The sequence below is a fragment of the Alcaligenes phenolicus genome (genome assembly GCF_032063905.1).
GTDB lineage: Bacteria > Pseudomonadota > Gammaproteobacteria > Burkholderiales > Burkholderiaceae_B > Alcaligenes > Alcaligenes phenolicus.
In genome coordinates, this window is record NZ_DAMBOE010000002.1 from 452949 (window position 1) to 464537 (window position 11589).

An 11589-nucleotide genomic window follows, 5' to 3' on the forward strand; every position below is an offset into this window, starting at 1 on the left:
GAATACTGTGATGTAGAACGTCAGAACCGTCCTCATCACGCGCTATTTCGACCCACCCAGCCCTGCCTCCCAGCACTCGCTCAGATAGCTTACAAACGTGGAAATCCGCGCCGATAAAGCCGTATTGCGGTAGTACACCGCATTGATAGGCTGACACATCTCCAGCGTGCGTTTCGGGAACAACTGCACCAAACGTCCTGCCTCGCGATCCCGGTGCGTCATGAAGTCCGACAACGACACAATCCCCACGCCATCCAGCGCCAATTGCCGCAAGGTTTCCCCACTGGAAGCGGCAATACTTGGCTTGATATGCACCGGCATCCCATCCAGCGCAGGCAAGGGCCATTCATTCAGGGATAGCGGCTGGGTAAAGCCCAGCAAAACATGATTATCCAGGTCGGCCAAGTCACGCGGATGACCGTGCTTTTCCAGATAAGCAGGTGAAGCCATCACGCGCAGACGCGTGTTGCCAATAGGTCGCGCATGCAAGGTAGAGTCCTTGAGCCGACCAATCCGAATAGCCACATCCGTGCGATGTTCCAGCAGATCAATCCACCCTTCATTACTGGTCAGCTCCAGGCTGACCTGCGGATAGCGCTCCATATAGCCGCGCACGATCGGCACCACGCAATGCAGAATAAAAGGCGAGGCAGCATCCACCCGCAAGCGCCCCACTGGCTGCTGCCGGCGTATGGCCAGATCCTCCTCCGCCTCCTCCACATGGGCCACAATGGATCGGGCCCGCTCCAGAAAAACCGCCCCCTCCTCGGTCAGCTCCAAGCGCCGCGTGGTACGCCGTAGCAAGGTGGTGTTGAGCTTCTCCTCCAGCCTGTTCAATGTGCGGCTAACAGCCGACACCGTCAGCCCCAGATGCTCGCCCGCCCGCGTGATGGCACCGGCATCCACCACGGCAATAAATGCCTGCATTTCATCCAGAGTTGTTTTCATTGTTGACTTTAAATCAAATGTATTTCGACCAATATGGGCTTTTTTGACTAAATCATCAAGAACACAATGGCATCTTCTGCAATGCTCCACGCAAGGATGCCATCATGCCTCTCGCTCTACTGGCGCTGACCATCAGTGCTTTTGCCATCGGAACGACAGAGTTCGTGATCGTTGGCCTTCTCCCCACCATCGCGGCAGACCTGGCCGTGAGCCTGCCCTCTGCCGGGCTGCTGGTCAGCTTGTACGCCCTGGGCGTCGCCGTAGGTGCCCCCGTCCTGACCGCCCTGACCGGCAAGGTCCCCCGCAAAGCCTTGATGCTGGGTTTGATGGCCCTGTTCACCATCGGCAATCTGGTGGCCTGGCAAGCACCAGGTTATGAATCCCTGATCGTGGCCCGTATTCTGACCGGCCTGGCTCATGGCGTGTTCTTTTCCATTGGCTCCACCATTGCTGCCAGCCTGGTCCCCAAAGAAAAAGCCGCCAGCGCCATTGCCATCATGTTCACCGGCCTGACCGTTGCCCTGGTGACGTGCGTACCGCTGGGCACCTTTATCGGCCAGCAATTCGGCTGGCGCACCACCTTCCTGGCCGTCGCGGCCCTGGGTGTGATCGCCTTCCTGGGTAGCCTGCTCTTTGTGCCCAAGAACGTAGTACACAGCAAACCGGCCACGCTGCGTCAACAAATCCGCGTCTTCGCCCAACCACGACTGTTGCTGGTGTACGCAATGACAGCAGTGGGCTACGGCGGCTCTTTCATTGCCTTCACCTTTCTGGCACCCATGCTGGAACAGATTACGGGCTTTTCCATTCACGCCGTGGGCGGGGTCATGCTGGCATACGGGGTATCGGTTGCCATCGGTAATCTGTGGGGTGGCAAGCTGGCCGATCAACGCGGCCCCATCCCCGCCCTGAAACAGATTTTCCTGCTGCTGGCTATCGTCCTGCTGGCCCTGACCTTTACCGCCCACAACCCTTGGTTGATGCTGGCAACCGTACTGGCCTGGGGTGGCGTGGCATTTGGCAACGTCCCCGGCCTGCAGATTTATGTTGTTAACCAGGCCCAACGCTTTGCTCCTGAAGCAGTCGATGTGGCCTCCGGCCTGAACATCGCCGCCTTCAATATCGGAATTGCAATCGGAGCCTGGGGGGGGGGCCTGATCGTCGCCAACGTCGGCCTGATTCACACCGCCTGGATCGGTGCCATCGTCGTCCTGCTGGCCCTGGGCCTGACCGTCTGGGCAGGCAAACTGGATCAGCGAGATCAAGAAGATCAACTGGAAGTGAAGGCAAGGCCCTTGGCAGCTTGCTAAGCATCAAGCATTAACATCGCAACAGCCCAACACTACAGCTGAACCAAAGCAGCAAAAACGCCCCCGCAATCAGCACTGGACACGTTCCCCAATACTCATCAACGGGTGATCTTGACACCCGTACAGATTTACTCAAATGGAGTTAACACTATGTCTATCCCACAAATCGGCGTCGGCACCTTCCGCCTGAAAGAACAAGCTGCCATTGATTCAGTACGCACCGCCCTGGACGTTGGCTACCGCGCCGTCGATACCGCCCAGATCTACGAAAACGAAGCTGAAGTTGGCCAAGCCATTGCCGAATCCGGAGTGCCCCGGGACCAACTGTTCATCACCACCAAGATCTGGGTCGACAAGCTGTCTGCGGACAAGCTGATCCCTAGCCTGGAAGCCAGCCTGGAAAAGCTGCGCACTGACCACGTAGACCTGACCTTGATCCACTGGCCTTCACCACAAGGCGCTGTGCCTTTAAAAGAGTCGCTCCAAACCTTGCTACAAGCACGCGAACAAGGCCTGACCCGCCAGATTGGCGTGTCCAACTTCAACATCGCCCTGCTGGACGAAGCCATCAACGCAATTGGTGCAGAAAACATCGCCACCAACCAGGTAGAAATCAGCCCCTACCTGCAAAACGCCAACCTGGCTGCCTTTGCTCGGGAGAAAGGCGTGCACCTGACGTCCTACATGACCTTGGCTTACGGCAAAGCGGTGCAGGACTCGGTATTGCAGGAGATTGCAGCTAAACATGGAGCGACTGCGGCCCAAGTGGCACTGGCCTGGGCGATACATCAAGGGTTTTCGGTGATTCCTTCGTCGACCAAACGGGCGAATCTGGAAAGCAACCTGAAGGCTGGCGAGCTGAAGCTGGATGCGGAGGATTTGCAGAAGATTGCGGAGCTGGATCGCGGGGAGCGTTTGGTTGATCCGGAAGGGTTGGCGCCGGTTTGGGATTGAGGCCAACACCAGTGAGCGGCTAGACTCGCTGAAAAAAGCAAACCAAACCTAGCTCGAAAAATATCTGCACGGAACGCTAGAAACATGCCCCTTTTTGGGGCATTTTCTTTTTCGTCCCTCAGAAAACACACCACAGTTCTCGCCAAGACTTTGCGGGCAGCCCCTGCCTGAGTCAAGACAAACAGATACGAGGCCTCTTCAACCCAATAGGCTATGATTTACAAGCCATGCCAAACGGACAATAACTGAGCAAAACCTACCAAAAAATAGAGATCATTACTCCAGAGCCATGAGTCAGCCACATCTTGTAGAAATAAACCAATATTCGTTCTCACCGGCGGCTTTAGCGGACATAAGAAATAACGCTTATGCCGTCGGTAACTGGCCTTTGGTTTATATCCTCAGTGACGGAGCCAAACGCCGAGCTTATGTGGGTGAAACAAGCAGTGCGCTGACCCGTCTGAATACGCATCTGCAGCATGAGCATAAGAAAATGCTCACTACTGCCCATTTGATCAGCAGCTCACGCTTTAACAAGTCCGCTACGCTAGATATTGAATCAGCGTTGATCAAATACATGGCAGCGGATGGTTGCTTCGAATTGCTCAATGGCAATTTGGGCCTGTCCGATCACAACTATTACCAAAGAGATGAGGTCTACACGCAGATCTTTCGTGAGACGTGGGACAAACTCCGTGGCCAAGGTATCGCCAGGCATTCGTTAGAGTCGATTGATAACTCCGACATTTTTAAATATTCCCCATACAAAGCGCTATCTTTCGACCAGCGTCAAAGCCTGGTGGAAATGATGCGCGCTCTGCTCAATGGCAATCTGCGCCATCTGGTCGTTCAAGGCGGGGCAGGCACCGGAAAGTCTGTTCTCGCTATTTTCCTGTTCAAGCTGATCCATACCGATGAAGCGGAACTGAATCTTCAGGAGTTTTCCGAAGAGGAAAACGAGCTACGTGAACTGCTCTGCCAGCTAAAACAACGTTTCCCTGCCCCTCGAATGGCCTTGGTAGTGCCTATGGCTTCATTCCGCGCCACCTTGAAGCGGGCGTTCAAGAATGTGACTGGTCTGCGCCCTGACATGGTGATCAGTCCGTCACAACTGGCTCGGGAGACCTACGATATCGTGTTGGTGGACGAGTCCCATCGACTCCGCAAACGAGTCAACCTGGGATCCTACTACGGAATATTCGACAAGGTCTGCACCGACTTGGGTTTGGATAAAGAAAGCTGCAGCGAAGTGGATTGGGTGACGCAACAGGCTAAAAAGGCCATTTTTTTCTACGACCCCGATCAGTCCATCAAACCATCGGACGCCAACGCGTCAGACTTTCAAAAGATCAAGCAATCGCCCGACTCTAAAGTCATGACACTGACTTCTCAGTTTCGTGTCCAAGCAGGCCAGGACTATGTCGACTTCATCGACAAGCTTTTGAATGTCCACCTTGCAAAGCAAGAGCAATACCGCTCTAAAAAATATGACTTTCTGCTCTTTGAAAACATCGCAGATCTGGTTCAAGTTATTGAGCAGAAAAACCAGACTTACGGCTTGGCCCGCTTGGTAGCCGGATATGCCTGGCCATGGCATTCAAAAAAAGACTCTACGCTTTATGACATTGAAATAGACAATGTAAAACTGCGTTGGAATCGAACCAATACGGACTGGATTAACACGACGGGAGCAGAAGATGAGGTTGGTTGTATCCACACCACCCAAGGATACGACCTGAACTACACCGGCATCATTTTCGGAACAGAGATTGGCTACGACGCCGATACGAATCAGATCACGATCAACGAAAAAAACTATCTGGATCGAAACGGCAAGCAAACCATAAAAAGCACAGCAAAACTGAAGCAGTACATCCTCAATATCTACAAAACCATCATGCTTCGGGGCATCAAAGGCACTTACGTCTATGCCTGCGACCCGGCACTGCGGGCCTATCTCAAGCAACATATCCCCAGCTACCAAGCTCCCCCAGCCCAAGAGCTCTTGCCTGCACCTACGTTGGTGCCCTGGGTCAATGCCGTTCCCTTCTATGACCTGCAAGCCGCAGCTGGCAGCTTCAGTGAATTGCAACACGTAGAAGACAAGGAATGGATAGGCCTGCCCAAAGGGATGGAGGCGAAGCAGGACATGTTCGCGTGCCGGGTCGTGGGCGAATCCATGAACAAGATCATCCCTAGTGGCTCGCTCTGCCTTTTCCGCCAGGATCCAGGCGGCAGCCGAAATGGCAAGATTGTTCTGGTGGAGTGTTTGTCAGCTCAAGATAGCGACGATGGCTCAAGATTCACCGTCAAAGAATATGAAAGCATCAAAACCCAGACGGCAGAGGGCTGGGAGCATAAAAAGATTTTATTGAAACCCCGCTCTACCCAACTTACGTTTGAAGCGATTGAAATCCATGAAGACGCCGACTATCGCTATCGAGTCGTGGGCGAATTTATAAGGATTTTGAGCTGAACAATGCCTGTGTTTTGCCGAACACAGGCATTGCGCTACGCAAGCTCAGGATGGAGATATAACCGAAGGGAAGATTAAGCAAAAAACAGCAGACGACACGTCTACGGGCATGTCGCCTGCTTGCCTTCTACTACAGTGAACCGTTTAGAAGCGTGTGCGTATACCCACACCAAACGTATCGCCACGCGACAAACCAGTCAGTTTGTCGCTGTAATACGCGGCATAAACATCCGTGCGCTTGGAAAGCTCGTAGTCGTAACCCAAGGCCCAACTGTTGCGCTTGACCTCACTGGCCCCGCTGCTACGAGTATGACCATACGAAGCCAGCACCTTGCCGCCGCCCATGGGGACAGACACACCAAACTGCCCGCCCTTAATTGTGATGTCGCCGCTAGTAATGGTGTTCTTCACGTACTGAAACTGAGCAAAAACCTTGGCAAAGTCAAAGTCGTAAGCCATGCCTAACTGGCTTGCCCGCTGATGACGAAAGCCCACAATAATGTTTTCCAGATCATCGGCCTGATTGTCGAACTTGATCTGCTGATAGGCCAATGTCGCCGAGAAAGCACCATTGAAATACAGCGCATTACCACCCCATTTATTGGACCCAGACTTGTTAGGCTCGTTACTGAACCCGTAAATCAAGTTTGCGGTCAGACCATTGAAGTCGGGCGTGGTGTACTTGACCGCATTGCTCCAGCCTGAATCGCCCAGCACGCCTTGGCCTTCCATCCCCAGATACGTGTGGAACACCGACGGGGAGAACGTGTAGGAATCGCCAAACGGGTTAAACAAGATGGTGGAGACGAAATAAGGCGTAGTCAGCCGCCCCAGCGTCAAAGTGCCTGCATCATCACTTTGCAAACCCACATAAGCACTACGAGAAAACATGGGATCGCCATTGAACCGCCCCGCCTGACCTGTCTCTGGCCGGAAGAACCCTTCCATGGCAAACACGGCACGAACACCGTTGGACAAATCTTCCTGGCCTTTCAAGCCCCAGTAAGAGGTTGTCATCCCTCCCCCGCCTACCGTCCCTTCCCGCTTGTTGCCTCCTACAGGCTTATGTATGCCTGCCCAGGCATCAACCAGACCGTACAGCTGTACATTGGATTGCGCGTGGGCAGTTGACCCTATTCCCAGCAAAGCGGCCAGCAGCCCGCCTGCCAATATTGGCATCTTTAGAACCATTGTGTCTCCGTTATCGTTTTCAGTATTGTGGTGATCCCCCTTCCCTTTTTCTAAGGGGGAGCCCTGACTGGGTGTCATCCACTTCGGCAGTACAAACAGGCAAAGCGAACAACCCCAATTTTTCTAGGGGCTTTTAATTTTTACTGTCACTTACAAGTGGTTTGGAAAGATGCGGGTGATAACGGTTATTCCTGGGCCTGCTTTAAGAAGCACACACCTTGTCCTGGCACTACCGCCTTTTTTGCCTGAATTTGTTGCTATTGAGAACTTTCTACATAGCCAAAGAGAGCGCAATAGACATAGGCGTAGATGCGCAAACGCTTGGGAAAGATAGATCGAGAAGTTGAGCCTCAGGCCGGTTGTAGAGGTATTCCCTAACGTAACGCCTAGACTACAAAATCTTCCAAAGATTCGGCATGCGAACAAGGATTGAGCGTGCCAAGACCGGACTCAAACTAGCACAACTTGCCGCCTAAACCCCCAGTCGAAGAGTGGCCTGATGCCTACAGGAGAATGCTGATGTCTCTTACCTAAAGACGGGCGTTCTCTTCTTGCCTACTTGACCCTCTAAGGTCAGAAGCGGGAAAAAATTTTGCTAAATCCAAAAGTCATATTTTTTAAAAACAACAGAAATTAAAAATAAATGACAATTAATAATTAAAAATAGAATTAAAATATATTAATATTTAATTATTAGCATACTAATAAAAAACAATAAAAAAAGAAACCAATGAATTAAATCTGTTTCACATACCAATCCTTGATTTTGAATAAAAAACAAACGAATAAACTAAAAATTACTCTTAATCAAAAGCAAGGAAATGGCGTGAAAAATAGAATCTCTATAGCATCATTGATTTTTTTATTGCTGCAAAACCTGCTCTTTATCGCCCCAACATACGCCGCCAGCTCCTACTGGATGGGCACACAAACATTCCAACTGAACAGACTAAGCTCCTATCAGGAAACCTACGACCCAATCAGATTCGGCCACAACATCCCTCCCGGCTCTCGAATTACCCGTGTCGAAGTTGGCATGTCGGGAACTCAAGTCAACACCATCTCGGCCAACAACAAACTCTGCTGGAACAGCACTACAAACTGCGTCAGTTTTCTTGGCAAAGATCTGACCACTCGAGTTTTTAATGACCTCGATGCCAGCAAACCTTTCTACGTCATTTTTGATGTCAGAAGCTGGGGTAGCGGACGACCACCCATCTATGTCCCCACAACAGTGACCGTGTACTACTCGTACCCCTGATCTTCTCGGGGCTCCATAAACTCACTAGGGCCCCCACTTCTGGATGTGACCCATGCTTATCAACTCATCAACTCCCAAATTTGCTTTGGTTGGCACAAACGTCAATCAACAGCCGCCCAACGCAAGCACTACTACGACCAGCTTCCAAGCCGCTCTTGAATCAGCCTCGACACGAGTAACAATCTCATCCGCAGCTCAACAACAAGCTCAGGTCACCGAGCTTAAGCATGGCAGCTTTGCAATGCGCGACACCGTCAGCAAAATGGACGAAAGGGAATTTGGCGCTTTTCTGAAAGATATCGTGTATGAAGGAGGGCCCAAAAGACTAGCCCTGCACGAAATCATGGTTGATATCACCGACTGGTTAAAAGGTGGACCGATGTACTACTCAAATACACGGGAGCCGGTCACGGAAGAAAGCACCGCCTATTTCATGATGGCTGATGCCAAATACCAGGCGGAGAAAATCGCCTTGTATGAGCTGGAACTAAGTAAGGGCACGCCGCTTATTGATATTTATGACAAGTTGTCAGACTTGACGTCCAAACAACCTGCACGGCTTTTGGGGATGAGGGGGTATCTGGTGAAGCCGACTTAGGCAGTCAAACCCACAGCCGGATCAGTCAATGAAGCAAGCGCGATCAATGATTGATTTAAGTGGTTTGGCACAACGGCAGAACCACTTGCATCCCGCGTCTGAATACATCAGTCGCTAAAGCTGGCCGGGAGCTATGCGAGCAAGCGCATAGTCGCCGCCCAAGATCTCCTCCCACCAATCGGAATGATCTAAATACCATTGCACGGTCTTGCGCAAACAGACCTCGAAGTTTCTAGTCGGAGCCCACCCAAGCTCTTGAACAATCTTGTTGGTATTTACCGCATAACGCCGGTCATGGCCGGGCCTATCCGAAACAAGCCGAATAAGGTCGACGTAGTTCCTAACCCCTTCAGGCTTATTTGGCACAAGCTCTTCCAGTATCGTACAGACGCTGCGAACAACCTCAATATTCTGCTTTTCGCTCAGACCGCCAATATTGTAAGTTTCACCCACATGTCCCTGGCTAAAAACCTGCACTAAAGCTCGGGCATGATCTTCTACATACAACCAATCGCGGATCTGATCACCCTGCCCATACACAGGCAAAGCCTGGCCCTTGAGTGCGCTCAAGATAATATGTGGAATCAGCTTTTCGGGAAACTGGTAAGGGCCATAATTATTGGAACTATTACTGATGACAACTGGTAAACCGTAAGTACGATGCCAGGAGCGAACCAAATGATCTGAGCTCGCCTTGCTGGCAGAATAGGGAGAACTTGGTGCGTAAGCTGTAGACTCGGAAAAAGGGGCATCTCCCTGCTTGAGATCTCCGTAGACCTCATCGGTAGAAACATGATGAAACCGGAATTGACTTTGCTGTCGGCTATCTAGCTGCCCCCAATAAGCTCTGGCTGCCTCCAGCAAAGAGAAGGTTCCTATGATATTGGTATAAACAAATTGGATGGGGTCATCAATCGACCGGTCAACGTGACTTTCCGCGGCCAGGTGCAAGAGGACGTCGGGTTTGAATCGAAACAAGACCTGCATGACAGCCGCAGTATCACAGATATCTTGATGAACAAACTGATACCGTGGATGATGACAGACCTCAGCCAGAGAACGCAGATTCCCGGCATAGGTGAGCTTGTCCAGATTAAGAACACTATGAGCTGTGTCTTGAATTAGGTGGCGTATTACAGCAGAACCGATAAAGCCGGCCCCGCCTGTAACGAGTATCTTGAAAGAGGTACGCATCGGCAAAAAATTATATAAAAAACTGTTACAAGCACCATGACTGGGACGCGCCAATGCCCCCTGTAAGCAAGCTCAAACGCTACAGATTTAACTGTCCAGAGTGCGGTGTACAAGGGGTTACTTACTATATAATATCGAGAAGCAGGTGGAGAGGGGGCAGTGTATGCTGCCAAGCAGCACAGCGGTCAGGGGCTGATAAATATTGTCGCCAGCTAATACAGACGCCTGACATTGTTGCCATATTTCATGACGACATACTGACCGGTAATAAATAACTGGATTGAATAGAATGTTCTTGTCTCACCTCACTTTGATACGGCCCACTTCAACGGCCAAGTGCTAGCATCCCAATGTCTTCTAAAAGATAGAGTGTCCTGTGCTAGCTTCCATGCATTCACTTGGCCTAACGCGGCTGATAAATATAGGCCTCCGTGGTATGACGCTAGTCAGCAAGTTTTTGCTGATTTTTTTTTTAGCGGGGTACCTGGAGCCGGCAGAGCTGGGCCTGTATGGCTTGGTCGCGGCCACAATCAGCTACGCCATTTACCCCTTGGGCTTCGACTTCTACACCTACAGTACCCGCGAACTGCTCAAGCAGGATCGTAGTCAATGGGCGTCCCTGCTAAAAAACCAGGGGACTCTTCACCTGGCACTGTATGCCGTCGTACTTCCTCTCTTACTCCTGGTCTTTGTATATGAGCTATTGCCTTGGCACCTGGCAGGCCTGTTCTTTATCGTCCTGATACTGGAGCATATCAACCAAGAGTTAAACCGCCTGCTCATTGCCATTTCCATGCAGCTGACAGCAAGCTGGGTCTTGTTTTTACGCTCTGGGCTATGGGGCTTGATACTGGTTCTGTGGATGTACTATGACCCGACGGTACGCTCTTTACAGGTGGTGATGATCGCTTGGAGCATTGGTGGTTTCCTGGCCCTGACTCTGGCTTATCTTACCTTTTACAGGCTCAGGCTCACGGGATGGTGGAGCCCTATTGATTGGCGCTGGATCCTGAAAGGCCTGAAGGTTGCCATCCCCTTGCTGTTAGCCACACTTGCCTTGCAAGGGGTGTTGACACTCGACCGATACTGGTTTGAAACGCTTCAAGGCCTGGAGGTTCTGGCTGCCTACGTACTGTTCATGAGCATGGCCAACGCCTTGATGACATTTCTGGATGCAGGGGTATTCTCGTTTACCTATCCCAAACTGATCAGCACACACCACGAGAAAAGGCATGGGGAGTTCGGGAAAGCCTTAAAACAATCGCTCGTATTATGTGCAATATTGACCGGACTATTTGTAATCGGTGCCTCTATTGCTATTGTCCCGTTATTAAGTTTGTTGAATAAGGAAGTTTATATACAACAACTTTCCTTATTTCCATGGATATTGTTAATAGCTTCGCTCTATGCATTCAGCATGGTGCCACACTATGCCTTGTACGCTCAGGGGTACGACAAGGCAATAATTTATAGCCACCTGACTGCCTTCCTGTTATTCGGGCTGGTCACGTGGCTGTTCTCCACCTTTCTGCCTGAGAAAGCTGTCCTGTTAGGCTTAGTGGCCGCTTTTTCTGTACTTTTAATCTGGAAAACTTGGGCCTTCTATCGACTTACGCCCAAGTCATATCGCTCGGCTGCAAAAGCTGAGACACACTAA

General features: G+C 51.2%; 9 protein-coding genes. 6 read left to right on the plus strand and 3 right to left on the minus strand.

Annotated elements, in window-relative coordinates:
• Positions 1 to 42 precede the first annotated feature (42 nt).
• Positions 43 to 948, minus strand: coding sequence for a LysR family transcriptional regulator (locus U2949_RS05495; RefSeq protein WP_321286567.1), 906 nt, complete (start codon positions 946 to 948; stop codon positions 43 to 45).
• A 104-nt stretch (positions 949 to 1052) separates the two neighbouring features.
• Between U2949_RS05495 and U2949_RS05500 the strand changes: the two genes are divergently transcribed.
• From U2949_RS05500 to U2949_RS05510, 3 genes are all read left to right on the plus strand, one after another.
• A complete protein-coding gene (locus U2949_RS05500; protein ID WP_321286570.1) occupies positions 1053 to 2258 on the plus strand; it encodes an MFS transporter in 1206 nt (401 codons plus the stop codon).
• A gap of 150 nt (positions 2259 to 2408) precedes the next feature.
• Positions 2409 to 3212, plus strand: a complete 804-nt coding sequence (dkgB, locus tag U2949_RS05505; RefSeq protein ID WP_321286572.1) for a 2,5-didehydrogluconate reductase DkgB — start codon at positions 2409 to 2411, stop codon at positions 3210 to 3212.
• Between the two features lie 289 nt (positions 3213 to 3501).
• Positions 3502 to 5688, plus strand: coding sequence for a DNA/RNA helicase domain-containing protein (locus tag U2949_RS05510; protein WP_321286573.1), 2187 nt, complete (start codon positions 3502 to 3504; stop codon positions 5686 to 5688).
• A 144-nt stretch (positions 5689 to 5832) separates the two neighbouring features.
• Here the strand turns inward: U2949_RS05510 and U2949_RS05515 are convergent, their stop codons facing one another.
• Entirely contained in the window at positions 5833 to 6879 is a 1047-nt protein-coding gene (locus U2949_RS05515; protein WP_407654163.1) for a porin, read from the minus strand.
• A gap of 760 nt (positions 6880 to 7639) precedes the next feature.
• On the opposite strand from U2949_RS05515, the gene U2949_RS05520 reads away from it, so the two are divergent.
• Together U2949_RS05520 and U2949_RS05525 are read left to right on the plus strand one after the other, a co-directional pair.
• Positions 7640 to 8140 (plus strand): hypothetical protein, encoded by a 501-nt coding sequence (locus U2949_RS05520; protein ID WP_321286575.1) that lies wholly within the window; start codon positions 7640 to 7642, stop codon positions 8138 to 8140.
• 52 nt (positions 8141 to 8192) lie between these two features.
• A complete protein-coding gene (locus tag U2949_RS05525) occupies positions 8193 to 8738 on the plus strand; it encodes a hypothetical protein (protein ID WP_321286577.1) in 546 nt (181 codons plus the stop codon).
• A gap of 114 nt (positions 8739 to 8852) precedes the next feature.
• Here U2949_RS05525 and rfbB read toward each other — a convergent pair whose 3' ends face one another.
• Entirely contained in the window at positions 8853 to 9932 is a 1080-nt protein-coding gene (gene rfbB / locus U2949_RS05530; RefSeq protein ID WP_035275490.1) for a dTDP-glucose 4,6-dehydratase, read from the minus strand.
• Between the two features lie 436 nt (positions 9933 to 10368).
• On the opposite strand from rfbB, the gene U2949_RS05535 reads away from it, so the two are divergent.
• Positions 10369 to 11589 carry a lipopolysaccharide biosynthesis protein gene (locus tag U2949_RS05535; RefSeq protein WP_266140769.1) on the plus strand — a complete coding sequence of 407 codons (1221 nt, stop codon included), beginning with the start codon at positions 10369 to 10371 and terminating at the stop codon, positions 11587 to 11589.

What these genes read in the sequence shown, in the direction of transcription:
- U2949_RS05510 (WP_321286573.1), top strand. Translation starts at nt 3,502, where the DNA reads ATGAGTCAGCCACATCTTGTAGAAATAAACCAATATTCGTTCTCACCG.
- U2949_RS05500 (WP_321286570.1), top strand. Translation starts at nt 1,053, where the DNA reads ATGCCTCTCGCTCTACTGGCGCTGACCATCAGTGCTTTTGCCATCGGA.
- U2949_RS05495 (WP_321286567.1), bottom strand. Translation starts at nt 948, where the DNA reads ATGAAAACAACTCTGGATGAAATGCAGGCATTTATTGCCGTGGTGGAT.
- U2949_RS05535 (WP_266140769.1), top strand. Translation starts at nt 10,369, where the DNA reads ATGACGCTAGTCAGCAAGTTTTTGCTGATTTTTTTTTTAGCGGGGTAC.
- dkgB (WP_321286572.1), top strand. Translation starts at nt 2,409, where the DNA reads ATGTCTATCCCACAAATCGGCGTCGGCACCTTCCGCCTGAAAGAACAA.
- U2949_RS05515 (WP_407654163.1), bottom strand. Translation starts at nt 6,879, where the DNA reads ATGGTTCTAAAGATGCCAATATTGGCAGGCGGGCTGCTGGCCGCTTTG.
- U2949_RS05525 (WP_321286577.1), top strand. Translation starts at nt 8,193, where the DNA reads ATGCTTATCAACTCATCAACTCCCAAATTTGCTTTGGTTGGCACAAAC.
- rfbB (WP_035275490.1), bottom strand. Translation starts at nt 9,932, where the DNA reads ATGCGTACCTCTTTCAAGATACTCGTTACAGGCGGGGCCGGCTTTATC.